The organism is Acinetobacter sp. Gutcm_16 (assembly GCF_028649355.1).
Taxonomy (GTDB): domain Bacteria; phylum Pseudomonadota; class Gammaproteobacteria; order Pseudomonadales; family Moraxellaceae; genus Acinetobacter; species Acinetobacter johnsonii.
Genome location: NZ_JAQSUV010000033.1, coordinates 202856 through 224690 on the forward strand (window position 1 = coordinate 202856; position 21835 = coordinate 224690).

The 21835-nt window shown below is 41.5% G+C and carries 17 protein-coding genes; 10 read left to right on the plus strand and 7 right to left on the minus strand.

All coding sequences use genetic code 11. From position 1 onward, the window contains the following. Nucleotides 1-45: 45 nt before the first annotated feature. From PTT44_RS11530 to PTT44_RS11540, 3 genes are read right to left on the minus strand one after another with little or no spacing between them, the layout of a single operon-like run. Nucleotides 46-2058, minus strand: a complete 2013-nt coding sequence (locus PTT44_RS11530; protein ID WP_168158372.1) for a TRAP transporter permease — start codon at nt 2056-2058, stop codon at nt 46-48. Next, nucleotides 2055-2528, minus strand: a complete 474-nt coding sequence (locus PTT44_RS11535) for a DUF1850 domain-containing protein (protein ID WP_126035754.1) — start codon at nt 2526-2528, stop codon at nt 2055-2057. Before PTT44_RS11535 ends, PTT44_RS11530 begins: the two co-directional genes overlap by 4 nt. Then, on the minus strand, nt 2525-3535 hold the full coding sequence (locus PTT44_RS11540; protein WP_168158371.1) for a TAXI family TRAP transporter solute-binding subunit: 1011 nt from the start codon (nt 3533-3535) through the stop codon (nt 2525-2527). The genes PTT44_RS11535 and PTT44_RS11540 overlap by 4 nt, the downstream gene beginning before the upstream one ends. Nucleotides 3536-3896: 361 nt before the next feature. On the opposite strand from PTT44_RS11540, the gene PTT44_RS11545 reads away from it, so the two are divergent. From PTT44_RS11545 to PTT44_RS11570, 6 genes are all read left to right on the plus strand, one after another. Beyond that, a complete protein-coding gene (locus PTT44_RS11545) occupies nt 3897-4490 on the plus strand; it encodes a LysE family translocator (RefSeq protein ID WP_004694517.1) in 594 nt (197 codons plus the stop codon). A gap of 114 nt (nt 4491-4604) precedes the next feature. Continuing rightward, nucleotides 4605-5174 (plus strand): dCTP deaminase, encoded by a 570-nt coding sequence (dcd, locus tag PTT44_RS11550; RefSeq protein ID WP_004694514.1) that lies wholly within the window; start codon nt 4605-4607, stop codon nt 5172-5174. 237 nt (nt 5175-5411) lie between these two features. Then, on the plus strand, nt 5412-6854 hold the full coding sequence (locus PTT44_RS11555; RefSeq protein ID WP_168158370.1) for a hypothetical protein: 1443 nt from the start codon (nt 5412-5414) through the stop codon (nt 6852-6854). A gap of 9 nt (nt 6855-6863) precedes the next feature. Then, a complete protein-coding gene (locus PTT44_RS11560; RefSeq protein ID WP_168158369.1) occupies nt 6864-7547 on the plus strand; it encodes a hypothetical protein in 684 nt (227 codons plus the stop codon). Between the two features lie 26 nt (nt 7548-7573). Beyond that, nucleotides 7574-9859, plus strand: coding sequence for a DUF6160 family protein (locus tag PTT44_RS11565; RefSeq protein ID WP_168158368.1), 2286 nt, complete (start codon nt 7574-7576; stop codon nt 9857-9859). A gap of 24 nt (nt 9860-9883) precedes the next feature. Beyond that, nucleotides 9884-11179: a hypothetical protein gene (locus PTT44_RS11570; protein ID WP_087010446.1), complete on the plus strand. Its 1296-nt coding sequence runs from the start codon at nt 9884-9886 to the stop codon at nt 11177-11179. Between the two features lie 60 nt (nt 11180-11239). Here the strand turns inward: PTT44_RS11570 and PTT44_RS11575 are convergent, their stop codons facing one another. The 4 genes from PTT44_RS11575 to PTT44_RS11590 form a co-directional block, all read right to left on the minus strand. Then, nucleotides 11240-12958 carry a proline--tRNA ligase gene (locus PTT44_RS11575; RefSeq protein ID WP_168158367.1) on the minus strand — a complete coding sequence of 573 codons (1719 nt, stop codon included), beginning with the start codon at nt 12956-12958 and terminating at the stop codon, nt 11240-11242. Between the two features lie 95 nt (nt 12959-13053). Then, on the minus strand, nt 13054-16158 hold the full coding sequence (locus tag PTT44_RS11580) for an efflux RND transporter permease subunit (protein WP_168158366.1): 3105 nt from the start codon (nt 16156-16158) through the stop codon (nt 13054-13056). 20 nt (nt 16159-16178) lie between these two features. Next, the gene (locus PTT44_RS11585) at nt 16179-17306 is read right to left on the minus strand and encodes an efflux RND transporter periplasmic adaptor subunit (RefSeq protein ID WP_168158365.1); all 1128 of its coding nucleotides are present in this window, start codon (nt 17304-17306) and stop codon (nt 16179-16181) included. Between the two features lie 57 nt (nt 17307-17363). Then, a complete protein-coding gene (locus tag PTT44_RS11590) occupies nt 17364-18002 on the minus strand; it encodes a hypothetical protein (RefSeq protein WP_087010454.1) in 639 nt (212 codons plus the stop codon). 280 nt (nt 18003-18282) lie between these two features. On the opposite strand from PTT44_RS11590, the gene pilG reads away from it, so the two are divergent. The 4 genes from pilG to PTT44_RS11610 are packed head-to-tail and all read left to right on the plus strand — an operon-like array spanning nt 18283 to nt 21727. Beyond that, nucleotides 18283-18666, plus strand: coding sequence for a twitching motility response regulator PilG (pilG, locus tag PTT44_RS11595; RefSeq protein WP_004694493.1), 384 nt, complete (start codon nt 18283-18285; stop codon nt 18664-18666). 27 nt (nt 18667-18693) lie between these two features. Beyond that, entirely contained in the window at nt 18694-19062 is a 369-nt protein-coding gene (locus PTT44_RS11600) for a response regulator (RefSeq protein ID WP_004694491.1), read from the plus strand. Between the two features lie 5 nt (nt 19063-19067). After that, on the plus strand, nt 19068-19604 hold the full coding sequence (locus PTT44_RS11605) for a chemotaxis protein CheW (protein WP_004694490.1): 537 nt from the start codon (nt 19068-19070) through the stop codon (nt 19602-19604). A gap of 50 nt (nt 19605-19654) precedes the next feature. Then, complete coding sequence (locus PTT44_RS11610) at nt 19655-21727, plus strand: methyl-accepting chemotaxis protein (protein WP_168158364.1); 2073 nt, start codon at nt 19655-19657, stop codon at nt 21725-21727. The last annotated feature ends 108 nt before the right edge of the window (nt 21728-21835 follow it).

Below are 21835 nucleotides of genomic sequence, written 5' to 3' on the forward strand. Positions count from 1 at the left end.
ATAAAAAAGCCCAATCTGTTGAGTTGGGCTTTTTTTTTTGCTTTTTTAGGACAGTGAATAGGACTGATTTTGTTTTTTGGCTTGCATAATATTAATGCTGATCGCAATCACCACCATCACAATCCCGATAATATCAGTCACAGTTTCAGGGATAATCATACATAAAGCACCTGCACCTAAGAAAATCCGCCAGAACCAATTCAAACCAATTTTAAAGTAACCTTCAACTGCTGCACCCAGTGCCAAAATACCGACTACTGAGGTAAAGACAATACTCACAATAGTTGTCCATGCAGGAAAGGCAAACTCACGTGCATTGACTGCGACGTTGGCCGTATCAATCATCAGCATGGCAGGGTTATAGACGAACAGGAACGGGACAATGAAACCAGCCAAAGAGAGTTTCAAGGCTTGGAAACCTGTGCGCATTGGGTCGCCCCCTGCGATTCCCGCACCTGCAAAGGCGGCTAAGGCGACAGGGGGAGTAATATTGGCAAAAAGACCAAAGTAGAACACAAACATATGAGCCACCAGCGTGGGAATATCAAAGTTTGCCAAAGCAGGTGCAGCCATAGTCGCGGTAATGATATAGGCTGGAATCGAAGGAAGTCCCATACCTAAAATCATTGATGCAATCATGGTAAAGAACAGCGTTAAAAATAGGCTGCCTGCACCGATGCTCATAATTGAGGAGGTCATGACAGAGCCAAAGCTGGTCAGGCTCACTACACCAATAATAATCCCCACCACAGCACAGGCTGCCATGACCGAAAGGGATTGTTTTGCACCATCGGCGAGCGCTTCTAATATTTCTTTGAAGCCCATACGGGTCGATTTGCGGAAACTCGCCACGACCACAGTTAAGACAATGGTATAGACCGCGGCATAACTGACAGGGATGGATTGAAAGAGGAAAAACACCAAGGCCACAATCGGAATAAGCAAGTGCCCTCGTTCCTTTAGGACATCTTTAACCCGTGGCAAATCTGCTTTCGGTACACCTTTTAAATTGTCTTTACCAGCACGGAAATGAACTTGCGCCATCACGCCTAAATAGTAGAGCAAAGCTGGAAGGGTAGCTGCAAGGGCAATGGTCCCATAACTGACACCCGTGGTTTCAGCCATAATGAAGGCACTGGCTCCCATCACAGGGGGTAAAATTTGTCCACCTACAGAAGCGCTGGCTTCAACAGCACCTGCAAAATTTTTGTGGTAGCCAATTTTTTTCATCAGTGGAATAGTGAATGAACCGGTCCCCACGACATTGGCCACCGCTGTGCCATTAATGCTGCCCATAAAGCCGCTGGAAATGACAGCAACTTTTGCAGGGCCACCTTGTTTATGTCCCGCAAGTGCCATCGCAAGATCATTAAACAATTTGCCCATGCCTGATTTCGCCAGAAAAGCACCAAACAAAATAAACAGAAAAATGAAAGTGACTGAAGCACCGATTGCGGAAGAATAAAGACCTTCAGTTTTTAAATACATTTGCCCGAAAATATCACTAATACTATATGGACGCGTCAATAAACGATCAGGGACCCAGTCATAGTGGCTAAAAAACGGGTAAGACAGAAAAGCTAAACCTAAAATAGGCAGCATCCATCCCATAACCCGCCGAGCGCCTTCAACCACCAGCACCACGGCTAAAATGGCAAAAACAATATCTAAAGTGTTTGGAATACCCCCACGCGTGGTCATAATGGCTTGATATTCTTTCCAAAGGTATAAAAAGGTTGCTAAAGAGGCTAGGGCAAGTAACCAATCCAACCAAGGGATGCTTTGTCGTGAACTGGACTGACGCGCAGGATAAAGTAGAAAGATTAAAACCAAACCAATAGCGACATGGGCGGAACGTTGAATCAGTTCGGGGAGTGGATTAAAGGTAATAAATAAATGAAATAAGGAATAGAAAATAGCAATCGCCGCTATAAACCATGCCACAGATTTGTTGCTTGGGGTACGAGTCACTGACTCACGATCAAATTTTTCTAAAATGGCTTGTTGTTGTTGCTCATCTAATTGTTCAGGGGTAACTTTGTCTTCATTTTGAGTCATCGGCATTCTCCGATCTGCCATGCTTTCCACAAGGGCTGTTGTTGTGCTGTAATTTGCACCAAGGTGTAATCTGGATATTGTTGAAAAATGGGCCAGACGCTCTGGTGAATAATGATACTGCCTTGCATATTCTTGGAAATGATCCAGTTGATTTGATCAATTCGCCGATTAACTTTCATTCTGACCATACCGTCTTTTTGAAAGATGATGGGATAGTCATTCGGTGTGCCTGCACCGAAAGAAATCAGGTCGGTGTAGCGCAATATAAAGTGCTGTTGCTCCCGTTGATAGTTTTCAATCCAACGAGTTTTTTCAACTGAATGTTTCCATTGCAAACTAAATTGTGCTGTTGAAATTCGGCACTGCATTTGAGCAACAGTCACTTCGCTATAGCGAACAGGCAAGAACAGTAGCCCGCATAAGCCGAGTAGAAAAAGTGCAGTAAACACTGCACTTTTTTTCAGCTTCATTTTTTCGCTGCGAGTTCGTCGTAATAACGCTTAGCCCCAGGGTGTAGCGGAGCAACCACGCCTTTTTGAGCCGTTTCCAGATTAATTTCTGTCGCTGCCTGATGTGAGTTGGCCAATTGTCCTAAACTATCAAAGAAGGTTTTGGTCAGTTTATAAACATCATCTTCAGAAAGATCGGAACGTACCACTAAAGCATTCATAATGGCCGCAGTTGGAATATCTTCTGCATTACCATAAGTGCCTTTCGGAATATTCAGAGATAGGAAATAGGTTTGGTTTTTGGCGATTTGTTTCACTTTCGCCGGATCGATCCCGACCAGTTGTAAATCGAAACCTTGTTGCAGTTCCATTAAGGATGAGTTGGGGATACCACTGGTTAAGAATGCAGCATCAATTTTTCCACCCTTTAAAGCATCCGCGGCTTCTGCATAGCCTAGATAATCGACCTTCACGTCATTGTAAGTAATACCAAAACCATTTAAGAGGGTGCGCGCATTAACTTCAACCCCTGAGTTTTGGGCACCGACGGCAATGCGTTTACCTTTTAAGTCTTCAAGCTTTTTAATGCCTAATTTTTTTGACGCCACAATTTGCACATAGTTGGGATAGAGTGCTGCAATTTGTTGGACATTCTCAATTTTCCCACTGGCAAAACTGCCTGTGCCATTCAGTGCTTCAGTTAAGCTGTCACTCATGACAAAAGCCATTTCGACTTTTTTCTGTTTGAGTAAGTTCAGATTTTCTACCGATGCACCTGTGGTTTGGGTTTTTGAATTTACACCGTAGGTTTTATTATAAATTTCAGCCAAACTGGTGCCAATCACGTTATATGGGCCAGATGCACCACCTGTCGCTATGTTGACAAATTTACTTTGGAGTTTGTCGGATGCTTGTGCACTGGTTTCAGTTTGAGCATCGGCTGAAGTTGCGGTTTTATTGTCACTTGAGCATGCTCCTAGACCTGCAAGTGCAATTGAAAGTAGCGTGAGTTGAGTCCATTTTTTCATATACTTTTCCTCGTTTTATTATCTTCAAAGCCATTCACTTGGCTCTTTTATCCTTGACTTAGCGTGATCAGATTGATGAATAAAAATACGCATGTTTTAAAAAGTAACTGATTAAAAATCATTTGAATAGTTTTTTTTCATTAGGCATGTCTATTTGATTTATAAAATCATTGATTTGAAAAAAGAATAAAGCATGTGGCGTCATTTTTATGAATGCTAGATTGGGTAAGGGGCTTATATGTTATTTATGTTAAGTATTGAATGAAAATTAAAAAAACTGTTATCACGGTTCACTAAATTTGATTGCTTTCAGCAAGGCAAGTCATTACGCTTATAGCTATATATATGTGGGTCTGTGAATATGGTCACTTGGTTTTTTATTGGTTTAGTGATAACCATTCTTTTAACTCCAGGACCAACCAATACCCTACTTGCCTCTTCGGGCATTCAAGTCGGTATTCGTAAATCTTTGCGTCTCATTCCAGCAGAAGCTTTTGGCTATCTCATTTCAATCACCGCATGGGGCTTCCTTATTGGAAAAGTGTCCGTACACTTGCCTTTATTGCCGACTATTTTAAAACTGTTCAGCGCAAGCTATATCATTTATTTGGCCATCAAATTATGGCGTACAGCCGATGCTGAAGTGAGTTTTAATCAACCGACTATTCGGGCGCGTGAACTGTTTTTGGCAACGTTATTGAACCCTAAAGCATTATTGTTTGCTTCAGCCATTTTCCCAACCATTGCGTGGACAAAACTAGATTATTATCTGTCACATATGTCGCTGTTTTTGGTTTTGATTGTTCCAATTGCTTTCTTTTGGACTTTTATTGGATCAATTTTAGCGAGCAATAAAATTCGTTGGCTGAACCAATCTAACCTGCAAAAAACAGCGTCGCTGGTTTTGATGAGTTTTTCGATTCCGCTGAGCTATTCTGCGATTTTAAGTTTTTAATTTAGTAATTAAAGACAGAAATTTTGCGAACTTAAACGCGCTTATTTTCATTGAAAGCGATTTCAGTTAAAGTACAACGCAATTATTGAAATTAAGCTTTTTTGGAAAGAATAAATGGCTATTAAGTCCGATCGTTGGATTCGCGAAATGAGCGAAAAACACGGCATGATCGAACCGTATGCAGAAAACCAAGTTCGTTTAGATGAAAATGGTCAAAAACTCATTTCTTATGGTGTGTCGAGCTATGGTTATGATGTTCGTTGCGCGCGTGAGTTTAAAGTTTTTACCAATGTTCACTCGGCAATTGTAGATCCAAAAAACTTTGATGATAAAAGTTTTATCGACATTGAAGCTGATGTTTGTATTATTCCGCCGAACTCATTTGCTTTAGCACGTACCGTTGAGTATTTCCGTATTCCACGTAATGTGTTGACTGTGTGTTTGGGTAAATCGACCTATGCACGTTGCGGTATTATCGTAAACGTCACACCACTTGAGCCTGAGTGGGAAGGTCATGTTACTTTAGAGTTCTCGAACACAACCAATCTTCCTGCACGTATTTATGCAGGTGAGGGTGTTGCACAAATGTTGTTCTTCGAATCTGACGAAGTGTGTGAAACATCGTATAAAGACCGTGGTGGTAAGTACCAAGGTCAAACAGGTGTAACTTTACCGAAGACCTAAGTTTTTGATATTTAAGAAAGCGGATCATTGATCCGCTTTTTTTATGTCAATTCATTCATCGGAAAATAAATATTATCGGACAGTTGGTTTTGCATTTGTGCTGAGTTTCAGCATAATCAATTATGAAATAGAGTGCTTTGGTTGACGCAAATAAAAATTATAGTGCGCAGAGTAGAATGCCAAGCAAAGGATGCAGTACATAAAGATGCGGAGCATCGAATAATAAGGATGGTCGAGATGACGAATCGTATATATCCCGCAGGATTGAAAAAATCCTGTTTAGCTAGTCTTGTCGGACTCATGCTTGCGCAGCCTACATTTGCCCTTGAGTCACTTTCCGATGAATATCTAGCGGATACTACAGGTGAAGGCATTGCTTTACTTCCTGAAAACTTCAAGATGGTGTTCCAAGGGGCTAATGATCTCTCCACTGCTTCTAGCTACAACCGTGGCGTGGCCAATCCACAACAATACGACACGGGCTTTATTCGTATTATTCCTGTGGGTGAGAACTATTCCAAGTATACCGACGCAGATGATCTGAGCACGAAACGAACCAAAGCAGACATCTTTATTTATGGTTTAGCGCTTTCGCGGTCTGATAATAATGCCAATAGCCGTTTCAGTAATCAGGGCTTCACATGGGGAAGCGATGTTAATCCTTGGTTATTTCGCGCTGGCACAGCCACGGGGATTAAACAGTTTCATCAGTCTAATGCAAGTTCAGATGTAAGTTTTTTAGGGCTAGAAGCGCCTTTAGCAACGGTTGTAACGAGTGATGCAGATAATAATATTAAATTAGGTCTATGGTGGGATGCTTTTTCACGAAGTTGGAACTCTCAAAATAAAGTGGATCCTATTACAGGTGCACCGACAACAACCAATGCGGCTGCGGATCCTGATTTAAGTTTAAACCAAAGAATACGTTTACAGGCAGTTGCCAACGGATTGAGTTTAAATGGCTCACAGGTTCGTATGTTTCAAACTCAAGCATCTACCCTAGACCAGCAAAATAAAACCTTTGGGATGGCAGCCTTACTTCGGATCAATACCAATGATGATCCATCTGGATTGGTCTATGCCAACAACGACGCAAATAAAGCGCTATTGAATGCTAAAGTCCTTCGACTGAGCACAGCTGCGACCAACGATGGTACGGCAGTCACACCTGCATTAGATCGTTCATTGGCTCCAATTTTTGATGCGAGCGAGGGACTCTATTTATACAGTCCAAATATTAACTTGGTCTTGGGTAATATGTATCAGCCTTTTGTTGTAGGTTCGGAAGGACGCAATATTATTCTCGAAGTCACGCGTATTCCGAATGTGCCTGAGATTTATAAGCAGATTTATACCTACTATCCAGATGTACAAGGTGGAAGCAGCACTGACTATAAAGGATCAACTTGTAATGTGGCTTATTGCGGTTCGAATTTTGTTCAAACTGGGGCAGGAAGTACCGCGATTCAATACCAAGGGAATAACGCAACACATAGCAGTATTTCGATTGGTAGTGTGACACGGGATCCAATCACCAATACGCTCAAAGCCAATACAGCCAATAATTCTACTGGGGTGGTATTTCGTGGGGCTGGAACTGCAGTTCCTGTGAATCTGGGTTCAGTTGCTATAGATGGTGTACTGATTCAACACTTAAAAATTAAGACCACAGGCTTATAGGACACTGACATGATGAAAAAATTATGTGTAACCATGTTGATGTCAGTATCCATGTTGTCTCAAGCGGGTTTGGTAGATTTGGATAATAAGGAACTGGTTGGTGTGACTGGGCAGGGCGGTGCAGATCTGAACTTAACCCTATCGATTAACCACCAATATGCCAATGATATGAGTTTAAATACGATCTCTAGGACGAATGGTGTAGATGCAAATGGGCGAGCTATTGTCACTGAAGCCTATTATCAAATGCGCGCAAATCAAGATTGCGCTTTATTAGAACTGTGTCGTATCGCTATTTCTCCAAATAATCATAAGGAAAATGGGCAACGAAAATGGCTGGTGTTTAAGCAGTTCCAAGGCACCATGCAAATTGATAAATTTTCGCTGGAAGGTACCACAATTCTGAATAAAGAAGGTAAGCCACAAACTGCGATGCTGTTAAAATTTTTCGATGATAAACCCCTTAAAATTAGAAACTTAGGTTTTGCCAGCCTTTCAGTAGAAAGTGGTGAAAATGGATATTTCAATACCTCAACGTATAACAGTTATGGTACGAGTAAAACTGTACCCACTTTTGATAAAGGTCAGGAACAAGGTTTTATGGGCTTAAATGTTCACGGAAACTTACATCTGGATGGAAATCTAAAAATCTTTAGCTATAACTGTTCGGGCACTGCGGGTAGCCGCTGTTAGACATATAGTTTCAAAAGGATATTGAGATGCATAAAATAATAAAACTAAACCTTCTGACACTGTGTATTTGTGCAGCGAATCAAAGTTATGCATTACAAGCTTTGAATGATCAGATTTTAAGTGATGTAACGGGTCAAGATGGTATTTCAATTACCCATGAAGCTTCAAAAGTTGACATTAAACAATTGAATTGGGTCGATCCTGCGGAAGTCGGAAAAACACCGATAAAACTGGGTTTGCATAATATTGAAATGAAAACGGCAACTGGTTATAACAACATTAAAACCAAACTCGATTTTGATGTGGGAACAACACAATTAGCCAATGGTACGCAAGGGGTCGGCATTCAGCTCTCTGCCAGTGTGTCACCTTTTACCGCAACGGCTGCCCAAATCATGCTGATGTGTTCACCAAATTGTGCAACGGGTGAAACGGATCAAAATTTAGGAAGTTTTAAGCTTTCAACTATTTCACCTTTTGAAGTGTACTTAGCAACGACGAATGGTCTGTTTAACCGTGACTCAAAGGTGCATTTAGATTTTAAATTGCAGAATGCTAGTATTAGTTATGGACAAAATAATCAAGATTTAACCTTAAAAGATTTCAACTTCAATTTATCTGCTGATGGATACCTCTATATCGATGAAACGGAAGGTGTGGTTCTCACCTCCAAGGGTAGTGTTGGCGATAATATTGTTGTTTTAGGTCGAGTGGAAGATAAGACAGATGTACATGACAGCCGTGTAGGTAATGCCACAAATCCGGGGTTAAACGTTGATTTACGTTATGGCTCAGCAAACTCGACTCACCGGAACTTAATTCGGATAGGGGCATCGGGTGCATTAACCAATGGCAAGATCGCGTTGAATGCTGACCAAACTGGTGTTGCTAAGTTTAATACGGTCAACCGTGTTAACGGCAATGTTCAAGAAAATGAGGTGGTTGCATCTGCAGGTTATGGTTTTAAGAATGCGGGCGGCTTACATTTAAATGTATCGGCTGACTTTACTCGTGCAGGGAATAGTTTGCTCGGCGCTGCGACACCGACAACGTTTGAATTAGGGCATACTGGTACAGGTAGTTATGCCATCGAATTTTCAAACTTATCACCGCTGAATGTGCGTACTTCTACTGACCCCAATTCAGCAATAAACAGTCAAAATGCCTATATTGATTTTGGCCAGATTTATATCAATAACATTCGCACCAACTCAATGGGTTTTGTGGTCAATGACCAAATTAAGACGATATTGGGTGCGCAAAACTATGAACTGATTTATAACCCATCGCCAACGGGCAATGCTTCAAATATGGCTTTTATTGCTGTGCGTGGGCTAGATTTTCAAGCCATTGCACGTAAAGCCCGCTTTATTTCAGATAATTCTATTGCGGTAAACAATACTAACGAAGGGACATGGGGCTTAGGTATTCCGATTTATAACCTGAATGCCAATGCTGCATTTTTTGCCAAGAAATACACCAATACCGCTGGAACGGTGAAGGATGGCTTGGGCTATGATATCGCGGTATCAACTGATGGTTATGGTGAAGATAGTCAAGGCAACCCGAAAACAACGTCGATTATCGTCATTGATGGTGCGATGAGTAAGCATGGCGAAGAAGTTAACTACTATACAGGCTTACGTAATATTGACTCATATTTTAAAGCCAATGGTGTGATTGGCTTTAATGAAAATGAAATCTATATCAAAGCCGATAGCTTATTGTTTGCTGCCAATGCGGAAATCGCAATCGGGCAGCTTCCGGGTGCACTGTATAATTGTCCAGCAGGAGTAAATAGTTGTGCCAAAGAAGTCGTGCCGATTAATAACTTTGCCAAAAAAGATGATGTTCTCGCATCGATTGCTTTTATGTTAGATGGTAAAGGCGAACTCTTTATTATTCCAGGGCTTGAGGCTGTAGGCGGGACACCACAAAGCAACTATTTGTCATTTAAATCCAATTTTGAGTTTAATACGTTGAGTAGTACAGACCTGAGTAATGAAAGTAAAAAAGGCAGTTTTATTAGTTTAAGTAATACCGACAGTAATGGAACAACAACAAAAACCTCAAGTTTTAATTTAAACAAAATGCAGGGTCACTTGGGTTTGAATGGAAAAATTCATATGCAAAAGGACTCAGTTGTCATAGACAATCAAGTGCAATTTAACCATAAGGCATTAGCAGGTGGACAAGGAACTGCCTTTAGAACGGAAGTTGCATTGTCTCCAACGGGTACCATGCAGAAGGTTGCAGATATTGCCATTACGGGTGGGGCTATGCGTAGCACATTAGGGATTACGCCGCGCTAAAAAGAATGACAAGGAATAAATAAAATGAATAAGTCTTTAATTTCAATTCTAATCACAGCAACATTAGGCTTGAGTCAAAGTTATGCGATGACCGCGTTAAATGACGAGGAGTTGTCAGAAGTTGAAGGTCAATCTTTGATGAATCTAGAGTTTCAGCAGGGGACGAATACAACCGATGCACAAGGGAAAACATATAACCAATCAAACATTGGTTTTTATAAGTTGGCCCTAAGTGCAGAATTGGAGCTGAATGCCAATATTAAAAAGCTTCAATTGGGATGTGGTGGCGACAACAATTCCATTCGAGCCAACAGTTGTGATATTGATATCGATCATATTGGTTTAAGTGGACTACCTGATGATCCAAACTATACTTCTGATCAACGTGCAGCAACTTCGGCATTAATCACAAATCCATTTATTCAGTTTGCCATTAAAAATCCGACTTCAGCCGCAACACGTGAAGTACTCGGTTTTCGTGTCAGTGCTGAAAAGATTAAAGGTTTAATGACGCTTGGTACAGAGAATACTTCGACGCCAAATGGTATTAATACCTTTAGTGGTTATATGAAAACTAAAACAGCTTCAGGTACTGCTGTAACAGAAGCTCGTACTATGACGTATGCAGATACGGGTTTACAAATTAAAGGGAAGGTTACAGGAACAATTTTATTTATTCCGACAACATTGGATTACACATCTGATAATTATAATTTAACCCTGAGTTCAACCACAGCACCTTTTACGATTAATTCGACAATTGTGTCAGGAACTCGAATGAAAGATGTAACTTTAAAAGGAAGTGGTACTGTTGGACAAATCAATTTCTCAGGTCCTCTTACTGCAACAGTACTCGGCGGCGTGCCTCTGAATAAACAGGTAACAGGGAATATTACGGGATTAAAAACGGATATCACTGTGAATCAGAGTTTAGGTTTAATTCATGCGCTGTATTTAAACAATCCTGCATCACTATCTTTGCAATCACAAGATATCCTATGGACGGGGGCTGCAGTTGGTGCGAATAAAGGATGGTGGCTAGCGATGGAAGACGAAGTTGAACTTGGTAGCTTAAGTCCAACCACCAAAGTAGCAATTACCAATGAGGTTCTAAAACAAACCATTGCAGGGATTAATAAAGATTTAACTGAGCATCCAAGGCCATGTGGAGATTTACTTTTTCAGTGTGCTTTGGGGAGTGACTTAGCAGTTGGTAATGTTCCAATGAATTCTACAACTTTAGATTTCCCATTGACTAATTTAAGTTTACAAGGGCAAAACTTTAGATCGAACTGCTACGGTGGTTTAAAGTTCTGCTAAATATATATGATCCCATAAAAAATCCCGCATATATCGCGGGATTTTTTATTCTAAAATGAATTATTTTGCAATTTTCGCCAATAACTCTTCTTTAGAAATGTTTACAGATTCAGCATCACGACGGCCTTTATATTCAAAAGTACCTGCATCCAAGCCTTTCTCACCAATCACAATACGGTGAGGAATACCTGTAAGCTCAAGGTCTGAGAATTTCACGCCTGGACGTTCGTTACGATCATCCAGCAAAACATCATAACCTGCTGCCGTAAGTTCAGCGTACAGTGCTTCAGCTGCTTCCAAAGTGCGTGGAGACTTATGTGCATTCATCGGCACAATGGCAACTTCAAACGGTGCAATAGCTATAGGCCAAATAATGCCTTTTTCGTCAAAGTTTTGCTCAATTGCAGAGGCAACTACACGTGTTACACCAATACCGTAACAACCCATGGTGACAGTAAATGGCTTACCATCTTCACCTAAAACTTTACAACCCAAAGCTTCTGAATACTTTTGACCCAGTTGGAAAATATGCCCAACTTCGATACCACGTTTAATTTGCAGCGTACCTTTACCGTCTGGAGACGGATCACCCTCAACCACATTACGTAAGTCATAAACTTCAGTGAACTGTGCATCACGTTCCCAGTTGAGACCTGTCACGTGTTTATCAACCTCATTTGCACCTGCAACAAAGTCAGATAGTACTGATGCAGCACGGTCGACAATGACCGTTAAGCCTTTTTCAACTAAGCCTTGTGGTCCACAGAAACCAGCGGTTAAACCCAGTGCAGCAAGTTGTTCTTCTGTTGCAAAAGTTAATGGTGATGCAATGCTTGGATGCTTCTCCGCTTTAATTTCATTCAGCTCATGATCGCCACGTAAGAACAATGCCACTACCGGAGTTGCTTGGCCTTCTTCGGATGCAATACCTTGCACTAACAAGGCTTTTACAGAGTGTGCAGGATCAGATTTTAAGAAGTTAGAGACGTCTGCAATGGTTTTTTGATTTGGTGTATCGACAACTTCTAAAGCTTTGGTTGGCGCCGCACGTTCACCGACTAAAACGGCCTCAGCCATTTCAATATTTGCCGCATAGTCAGATTCAGTCGAGAAGGCGATATCATCTTCACCACTTGATGCTAATACGTGGAATTCATGTGAGCCTGAACCACCAATTGAACCTGTATCTGCTTGTACTGGACGGAAATCTAAACCTAAACGGCTAAAGATTTTGCAGTACGCGCCATACATGATGTCATAGGTTTCTTGCAGTGATTCTTGGTTTGCGTGGAAAGAATAAGCATCTTTCATGATAAATTCACGTGAACGCATTACACCGAAACGTGGACGAATTTCATCGCGGAATTTGGTTTGTACTTGATAGAAGTTTGCAGGCAATTGTTTATAGCTTTTGAGTTCATTGCGCGCAAGATCGGTAATGACTTCTTCGTGGGTAGGACCAAGCACGAAAGGGTTGCCATGGCGGTCTTTAAAACGAAGCAGTTCAGGGCCGTATTGGACATATCGACCAGATTCTTCCCATAAAGATGCTGGTTGAGTTACGGGCATCAGGACTTCGAGTGAACCCGCATTGTTCATTTCTTCATGAACGATCGCCGCAACTTTATTTAATACGCGAACGCCCATCGGCAGCCAAGTGTATAAACCTGAAGCCAATTTACGAATCATCCCAGCACGTAGCATTAGTTGATGTGAAATCACTTCTGCGTCATTTGGGGTTTCTCTTAACGTTGCAAATAAAAAGCGACTCGCGCGCATGGAAACTGTCCTAAAATTTTAAACTTTGAAAGTCAAAGATTATACGATAAAAAATGAGGAGGCATGTCGACACCACCTCAGAAAAATGTCGATTATTATGACATGATTTTACGGACTTGACGCAGCATAAAGTTCTTAAAGTCATCTAAATAGGTGAAGATCACAGGAACCACCACTAAGGTCAGTAGTGTCGATGTAATGACACCGCCGATCACTGCATGTGCCATCGGTGCGCTTTGTTCACCTCCTTCACCTAGTCCTAAAGCCAGAGGTACCATGCCCATTACCATAGCGCTAGTAGTCATCAAAATAGGGCGTAGACGGGTTTTACCCGCATCAATTATTGCTTGATTACGATCAACGCCGTGATCCATGGCTTTTTTAATGAAATCGATCAGTAGAATTGCATTCTTGGTCACCAGACCCATCAACATGATAATACCGATAATAGAAAACAAGTTCATAGTGGAGTTAAATAAGAAGAGCGCTAAAAATACCCCAATCAATGATAGTGGCAGGGAAGCCATAATAGCCGCAGGGTGAATAAAACTATTAAACTGCGAACCTAGCACAATATAAATAAACACAATAGATAAGGTGATAGCGGTCATGGCATAGCCTGCGGATTCAGCCATGTCTTTGTTTGAACCTTGTGTGTCAAAGCTATAACCTGCAGGAAGATCAAAGTTGTCTTCAATTTTTTTAATATCTGCACCAATATCACCTGCAGGACGACCCGCGGTGTTGGCTTCAACTAAGACTTCCCTTGCTAGATCGCGACGATTAATCTGCGATGCCCCCAGACTTTGCTCTAAATGCGCAACACTAGAAAGGGGAATCAATAAAGCTTGACCATTGGCATCCGTTTTTTGCGATGTGAGGTAAAGGTTTTGTACATCACTAGGTAAGCTACGCGCATTTTCAGTTAAGCGCAGGTTAACGTCATAGGTTTCGCCTTTGTCGTCTTGCCATGTGGTGACATCATCGCCTGCAATCAATGGACGAATGACATTGGCAATTTGGTTGACCGATAGCCCTAAATCACTGGCTAAGACCCGATCAATATGCACACCTAAAGTTGGTTTAGGAGCTTTAAGTGAGCTTTCTAAGTCGACAATGCCTTTGACTTGCGCAATTTCAGCCATAAAGCGGTCTGAAATTTTTTGCAATTCGGCTAAGTCTGGACCTTTGATGGAAATCATCACTGGTTTTTGTCCGCCCGATACCGTTTCATCTGCGGAGGCAATTGAAGTCACGGTAATGCCACCCACTTGTTGTAGGCGTTGACGGAACTCATTGTTTAAGTCGGTTAAGCTTTTCTTGCGTTCTGTACGTGGTGTAACGGTTACGCGAATACTGACATGGTTTTTACCACGATCCGTAACACCATTAATCACGGCATAGGTTGCTCGAACGTCAGGGTGCTGCTGAATAATTTTATCGACTTGCAGCAGTTTGGCTTGTGAATATTCCAAAGAGGCGTCGACAGATGTTTCAAACTTAATCCGGATCTCACCTTTATCTGGAACAGGGACAAACTCTGTTCCAATTAGTTTAGATAAGCCTAATGCACCGAACAGTGAAGCCACAGCAATCATGAGGGTGATGAATCGGAAGCGCAGAGCAAGCTTGAGTAATTTCTCATAGTCATGGCTGAGATTATCTAGTTTGCCAGAAATCCAATTGAAGAAACGTTTGACTCGATTGGGTGGTTTATGTGGATTATGCTTTTCAGCCCAATGTGCAGATAGCATGGGATCTAAAGTAAAGCTGACAAACATGGAGATCAGCACAGCAGTACTGACGGTTACGCCAAACTGATAGAAAAAGCGACCGATAATACCACCCATAAATGCCACAGGTAAAAACACCGCAACAATGGTTAAGGTGGTGGCTAAAACAGCGAGTCCAATTTCTTTGGTGCCATCAAGGGCTGCTGTGACAGGGTCTTTGCCCATGTCTGCATGTCGCACAATATTTTCACGGACCACAATCGCATCATCAATCAGTAGACCAATACTGAGTGATAGTGCCAGTAAGGTCATCATGTTGATGCTAAAGCCGAAGATCCAAATAAACGTCAGAGTGCCAAGAAGAGCAATCGGCAACGTCATGCCTGTAATGGCGGTGGAACGGAACGAGCCTAAAAACAGCAGGACAATCAAAACGGCAAGAGCTGCACCCTCAATAATGGTACGTGCAACATCGGTGATGCTATTACGAATGCCTTTGGATGAATCTACCACGACTTTTGCTGTGGTGCCTTCAGGTAACTGTTTTTGGATATCTGCTAAAGTCTCATAAGCACCATCGACTACATCAATCACATTTGAATCGGAACTGCGTAAAATATCAATCGCAACCGCGGTTTTACCATCTAAATAGGCACTCGACTCAAGTTCGGCTTGGCTGTCTGAAATGCTTGCAACTTGGCGCAAATAAATCGGTACACCATTTTTATTGGCAATCACTAAATCGCCGAAGGCTAAAGGATGAATCACTTTAGACTTGATTTCGACCACAAGTTCACTATTACCATGTTTCAATGTTCCACCCGGAACCTCGACATTTTCAGCTTTTAGCGTGTTGATGATCTGGTCAATACCAATCCCAAAACTTTGTAGTTTGTGGGGTTCAATCTGTATGCGAATTTGTCGCTTGGCATCACCCAATAAGTTGACTGTCCCGACACCAGAAACGGTTCTAAACTGCGGAACGATGCGCTGATCCAAATAAGAACTGAGGTCTTTCAGTGACATGTTTTGTGATTCAAATACAATTGACATCACGGCATTGGCAGAAGGATCGTAACGTTCAACAATTGGGTCTTGAATTTCGTCTCGAAACTCAGCGGTGACCGGTGCAATTTTATCGCGGACATCTTGCGCGGCTATAGCAGAAGAAACATCGAGATCAAACTCAGCAATAATGGTCGATAAGCCTTCGCTAGATTGTGAAATGACCTGTTTTAAACCTGAAATGGTATTGATTTGATCTTCCATTTTCTTGGTAATTTCAGACTCAACTGTTTCAGGCGATGCTCCTGGATATGTGGTATACACCACCACGAAGGGGAAATCGACATCAGGAAACTCCTCAACTCCCATTCTTTGCCAAGAGGCTAAGCCTAAAACCATCAGACAAAACATCATCATGATGGTAAAAACAGGATATTTCACACTAATACGGGTTAACCACATAGCAACAACCTTTTCTTATTTTATGGATTGATTGTCACCATTTGATGCAAATCTTTTTCATTAAACTTTATACGACTGATGCGGTCGCCAGTTTGTAGTCCCTGAACCACAGCACTGTTGTTGCTATAGCGTTGTTCCAATACTTTTATGCGAATACGTTCAATTTTATTGTGGCGAATCACCCAAACATAAGGCGAATTTTGTATATCTTGAATGGTATCAAGTGGGATAATTTGCCCTGAGATGGACTGTGAACCAAGTATGTCTCCCTCTACAAAGGTCCCAATACTCAATGAATTAATACTTTCAATTGGCTGAGCAAAGAACTCAATTTGACGGCTTGCGGGGTCTGCAATCGGAGAAATACGAGTAAGTTTGGCTGTCAGTTTTTGGGGATTGCCTTGCAACCGATATTCAATTTTTTCTCCCAAACTTAAAGCTGCTTGTAGATCACTTGGAATTTTGGCCTGTATTTCTAAATGACTCGGGTCAATGATTTCAAATAGAGTTTGTCCTGCGGATACTGTTTGCCCAGGTTCAACCAGACGTCGAGTAATAACCCCTGAAATTGGGCTTAAAATAGTGCCATCGCGATCCGCCTTTTCGGCTATATCGACATTAGCTTGTTGTGCACGAACATTTTCTAATTGAGCTTGATAGTCCACAAGGCTTTGTTCATATTCCACTTTAGAAATAAAGCCCTGATCGAGTAAACGTTTTTTTCTTTGAACCATGCTTTTTGCAAGATTGGCTTGGGCTTGGGTTGATACAAGATTGGCTTGAGCTTGGGCAAGACGCGCAGCATTATCTTGATTGTTCAATCGAGCGATCACTTGCCCTTTTTGAACGGCTTGTCCAACTTGAACAGAGACAGCGGTTGCTGTCGCTGTCACTTGAGCCTGAATGGAACTTTGATTGACGGCTCGAATGGTGCCAGTAAAAGCTGTACGTTGGATAGAAGGCCCTTCTTGGAACTGAACCAAGTCTTGTGCTATCAGCTCGATTTTAGCTGTAGACGAAGTAGGGGAGGTGACTTCATCTTGTTTTTGGCAGGCAGAGAGGAGTAAGCACAAACACAGCGGACTGAGTTTTAAAATAGGGAGCACTTGGCGGCTTAATTTGTTTTTTATACGTAGTGCAGCCTGCATTGAGTCAAATCCTTTGGTCTAGCGGCGAAAGTCAGCACACTGTAAATAAGACGCAGATTATTCAAGTGTTTTTAAACGAGCAATAATTCTGTCGTATTCAGCCTTGGTATTACGATAGTGACTTTGTAACGATTGTATTTGCTCTTTTTTCATCACAATATTTTTGGAATTATAATCAATCATATCTTGGAGCGGTTTCGGATTGCTTTTGCCTTTACGCATGTTCTCTTTTTCTTGGCGTAAGAATCCAATACGGTCATTCTGTAATTGTTTCAATTCATCTTGCTGGAACTTAATCTGCTTTAAGATATAGGAAAGGGCGGTATTGCGTTTCTGAGTGGCGACTTGGCTGTTGGTATAAGCGCGTTTTAATTTAAGATCTGACTCGCGTTGCTTGGCCGCAGCTGCACGTTGTGGCGCATATTGCGCATCTTTTTCTGCGTTGTATGGACGAGCCCGTTGAATCACTTGCATGTTGCTATCGAGTGCTTCATAACCATAACGAATATGGTTGGGGGTGACACTACTACTGACGTTCGCGATGCCTTTACTGTCGTAATATCGATACCAGACCGCTTTAGGTGGATCGGCCATAATCGAGATGGTCTGCAAACTTAGCAAAGCCAGCAAAATGACTTTCGCAGTCATCCTTTTTTTCACGATCAAAGCAAGTTTGTGATTAAACTCCCTAAGCATCGATACCCCCAGTTTAAAGTTGACTAAATTACTTATTTACAAGCAATAAATAGTGCTATATTAGTCCTAAATTTAGGAATAAAAAATATAATCAGTCAAAAAAAAATCGACGGGTATAGGAAAGTGTGAAGCCGTTCTTAAAAAGAAGATGAAGTGTGGCTTTATGCGGAAACTGTTCGTTGAAAATATAAGTAAATATATGTTAAAAGTGTACGTAACTTGTAAAGCGTCTACGAATCTGTTTCTACAAACATTCTAAAAATGGGAAGGGTCATATTAAATGGACGATAAATTCCAGAATCTAAAAGTAATGGTCATTGATGATTCAAAAACCATTCGTCGTACAGCTGAAACATTATTACAACGTGAGGGTTGTGAAGTTGTGACTGCTGTCGATGGTTTTGACGCATTGTCAAAAATTGCTCAAGCAAATCCTGATATCGTATTTGTCGACATTATGATGCCGCGTCTAGATGGCTATCAAACGTGTGCATTAATCAAAAACTCACAAAATTATCAAAATATTCCTGTAGTGATGCTCTCTAGCAAAGATGGTCTATTTGACCAAGCCAAAGGGCGTGTTGTCGGTTCAGATGAATATTTAACAAAGCCGTTTAGTAAAGATGAATTATTAAATGCGATTCGTAATCATGTTTCAGCATAAATAATATAAGTGTAATTGGGGAAAATTATGGCGCGTATTTTAATTGTGGATGACTCACCTACAGAGACATTCCGCTTTAAAGAAATTTTGGGGAAACACGGTTTTGAAGTGATTGAAGCGTCGAATGGTGCCGATGGTGTAACCATGGCTCAAGCTGAACTTCCTGATCTAGTGTTGATGGATGTGGTGATGCCAGGCGTTAATGGGTTTCAAGCAACCCGTCAAATTGCGCGTGGCGCAACAACAAAACACATTCCCGTAGTGATCGTCAGTACTAAAGACCAAGCTACAGACCGTGTATGGGGTAAGCGTCAAGGTGCATGTGATTATTTAACCAAGCCTGTTGATGAAAACCAACTGATTGATGTGATTAAGCAACACCTGAACGCAGGATAAGCTCTATGGCAGCAAATGGATTTATCGAATTACTTCGACTTGCTAAACGTGGTAATAAAAACTACGTTTCAAACGAAAATGAGGTAAACCGCTGGTCGGGCATTGCTTTTGAGATGATGGGGCAATATTTCGTTGCGCCATTAGGTGAAGTTGCAGAGGTAATTTATCCTCCGAAATATACCTTAGTGCCAAATACTCAACCTTGGGTTGTGGGTTTGGCCAATATTCGAGGACGTTTACTTTCTGTTGCCGATTTAGCGCACTATGTATCAGGGCATCGCAGTGCGTATTCACCGACTCAAAAAGTACTCTGTATTAGTCACAATGACCACTATGTCGGTTTAGTTGTAGATCAGGTTCTGGGGATTCAGCACTTTAATAAGAAAAGTTTCTTTTCTAAACATGAAGATTTAGATCGGAATTTAAAAGAATATTGCCAAGGGTATTTTCACCAACACAACCAACAATGGCATGTTTTCTTATTCAGTCGCTTATTAGACAATCCAAAGTATATGAACGCATCTATAAAATTTATAAATTAATATCATTGTCGCGCGCGAAATTATAAGGGCGTAAATCGGGGAGAAGCTGCATGGGCTTTAAACTTAAAAAGAAAAATACGGATGGAAGCAGTAACCGCTCAGGTGGAAATGCTTTAGTAGCAAAACTTCAATCACAGACGGAACAGTTTTCACGTGTATTTGGTGATAGTGAAAAGTCCAAGCCATTAATTTTGGGTGCGGCATTTTGTATCGTACTGGCAATTTTCTTACTGTTGTACCTATTCTATAGCGTACCTCGAAATAACGAATTCACCCGTAGCTTGGGTGATTTACGTCTTTTATCGCAAACGATTTCGCGTCAGGCAACTGAAGCAACAGCATCAGGTACACCTGAAGCCATTAAAAAACTGACAGAATCACAAAAGTCTTTTGCTGAAAACTTAGAAATAGTAAAAGATATTCACGCGAGTACAGATGCACTGCGTGAAGTAGATACGCAGTGGAAAAAAGTTTCTGAAAATATTGATTTAATTGCATCACAACAAAAAATCATTAACCAACTCTACGATACCAACATCGCGATTAGTGAAAGTATTCCGGGGATTCAGGCCGAATACAACTTAATGGTTGACCAAATGGCACGTCAAAATGTGCCAGCCAACCAAGTCGTAATTGCAAAAAACCAAGTATTCATCGCAGAACGTATTTTACGCTCAATTGGTTCGGTATTAACAGGTTCAGCCAACTCACGTGAATCTGCGGATGACTTTAGCTCAGATACAGAAACCTTCGCGTCATACTTAAACGCACAGTTAAATGGCAGTGCGGACTTAGGTGTAGAGCGTATTAATGACCCTGAAATGCGTGACTCTTTAACCAGTATTCAATCTGAATATGATGATGTACTGAAGTCGGCAGCAGCAACGGTCTTAAAGAACTCATCACAAATCGTTAAAGTACGCCAAGCGTCATCATCGATTTTTGAACAGTCGGATGCTTTGTTAAGTAATTTGAACAAATTGTCAGGTGGTACAGGTTTAGCAATTGCAATTCCTGCCTTAGGTTTAATTCTAGCCCTGATTGCTTTCTTATTCTGTGTATTTAAATTACTCGTACTTCGTGGCGAATCAGATAAAAAACGTGTATCTCGTCTACAAGATGAATATGACCGTAACCAAAACGCGATTTTACGTTTACTGGATGAGATTGCCGATCTTGCAGATGGTGATTTACGCTCATATGCAACGGTATCTGAGGACTTCACGGGTGCAATTGCCGACTCGATTAACTTCGCAATTGACCAATTACGTGACCTTGTATCGCGTATTACCGAAACTTCTCAAGAGGTTGCGCAATATACGGCAAGTACGCAGGGGATTACCAACCAGTTAGCCGAAGCATCTGAACATCAGGCGCAAGAAATTGCAGGTGCATCTGCCGCGATTAACGAAATGGCAATGTCAATTGACCAAGTATCTTCAAACGCTGAAGAATCAGCGGTGGTAGCAGAACGTTCAGTAAAAATTGCTGCAAATGGCGCGAACGTTGTAAACCGTTCAATTGAAGGTATGGATATTATTCGTGAGCAGATTCAAGAAACCTCTAAACGTATTAAACGTTTGGGTGAATCTTCGCAAGAGATTGGTAACATCGTTGCCTTGATTAACGATATTGCCGACCAAACGAACATCTTGGCTTTAAACGCAGCGATCCAAGCATCGATGGCAGGTGAAGCAGGTCGTGGTTTCGCCGTGGTTGCGGATGAAGTACAGCGTCTTGCAGAACGTTCTGCTTCAGCAACCAAACAGATTGAAACACTGGTAAAAACCATTCAGACCGATACCAACGAAGCTGTAATTTCGATGGAACAAACCACGTCTGAGGTTGTACGTGGTGCGAACTTATCTAAGGATGCGGGTGTTGCACTGGATGAGATTCAAAACGTATCGGGTAATTTGGCGAAATTGATTGCAAACATTTCGGATGCTGCAAAGCTACAATCCGCATCTGCAGGTCATATTGCAACTACGATGAACGTCGTACAAGAAATTACTTCACAAACCACCACTGCGACTTTCGATACGGCACGTTCAGTCTCTGAACTTGCGAACATGGCGGAAGCGTTACGTGAGTCTGTAACAGACTTTAAACTACCTGATTAAGCACTTGCTTTGGGGAGGGTATGCTGCTCATCGCTTGAGTGGCATACCAAATCAGGATACACATCAACCCAATTAGCTTGAGCAAAAAGACTGGTTTGGGATGATGGT

Coding starts and splice junctions, on each gene's coding strand:
- PTT44_RS11530 (WP_168158372.1), bottom strand. CDS start 2,058: ATGACTCAAAATGAAGACAAAGTTACCCCTGAACAATTAGATGAGCAA.
- PTT44_RS11535 (WP_126035754.1), bottom strand. CDS start 2,528: ATGAAGCTGAAAAAAAGTGCAGTGTTTACTGCACTTTTTCTACTCGGC.
- PTT44_RS11540 (WP_168158371.1), bottom strand. CDS start 3,535: ATGAAAAAATGGACTCAACTCACGCTACTTTCAATTGCACTTGCAGGT.
- PTT44_RS11545 (WP_004694517.1), top strand. CDS start 3,897: ATGGTCACTTGGTTTTTTATTGGTTTAGTGATAACCATTCTTTTAACT.
- dcd (WP_004694514.1), top strand. CDS start 4,605: ATGGCTATTAAGTCCGATCGTTGGATTCGCGAAATGAGCGAAAAACAC.
- PTT44_RS11555 (WP_168158370.1), top strand. CDS start 5,412: ATGACGAATCGTATATATCCCGCAGGATTGAAAAAATCCTGTTTAGCT.
- PTT44_RS11560 (WP_168158369.1), top strand. CDS start 6,864: ATGATGAAAAAATTATGTGTAACCATGTTGATGTCAGTATCCATGTTG.
- PTT44_RS11565 (WP_168158368.1), top strand. CDS start 7,574: ATGCATAAAATAATAAAACTAAACCTTCTGACACTGTGTATTTGTGCA.
- PTT44_RS11570 (WP_087010446.1), top strand. CDS start 9,884: ATGAATAAGTCTTTAATTTCAATTCTAATCACAGCAACATTAGGCTTG.
- PTT44_RS11575 (WP_168158367.1), bottom strand. CDS start 12,958: ATGCGCGCGAGTCGCTTTTTATTTGCAACGTTAAGAGAAACCCCAAAT.
- PTT44_RS11580 (WP_168158366.1), bottom strand. CDS start 16,158: ATGTGGTTAACCCGTATTAGTGTGAAATATCCTGTTTTTACCATCATG.
- PTT44_RS11585 (WP_168158365.1), bottom strand. CDS start 17,306: ATGCAGGCTGCACTACGTATAAAAAACAAATTAAGCCGCCAAGTGCTC.
- PTT44_RS11590 (WP_087010454.1), bottom strand. CDS start 18,002: ATGCTTAGGGAGTTTAATCACAAACTTGCTTTGATCGTGAAAAAAAGG.
- pilG (WP_004694493.1), top strand. CDS start 18,283: ATGGACGATAAATTCCAGAATCTAAAAGTAATGGTCATTGATGATTCA.
- PTT44_RS11600 (WP_004694491.1), top strand. CDS start 18,694: ATGGCGCGTATTTTAATTGTGGATGACTCACCTACAGAGACATTCCGC.
- PTT44_RS11605 (WP_004694490.1), top strand. CDS start 19,068: ATGGCAGCAAATGGATTTATCGAATTACTTCGACTTGCTAAACGTGGT.
- PTT44_RS11610 (WP_168158364.1), top strand. CDS start 19,655: ATGGGCTTTAAACTTAAAAAGAAAAATACGGATGGAAGCAGTAACCGC.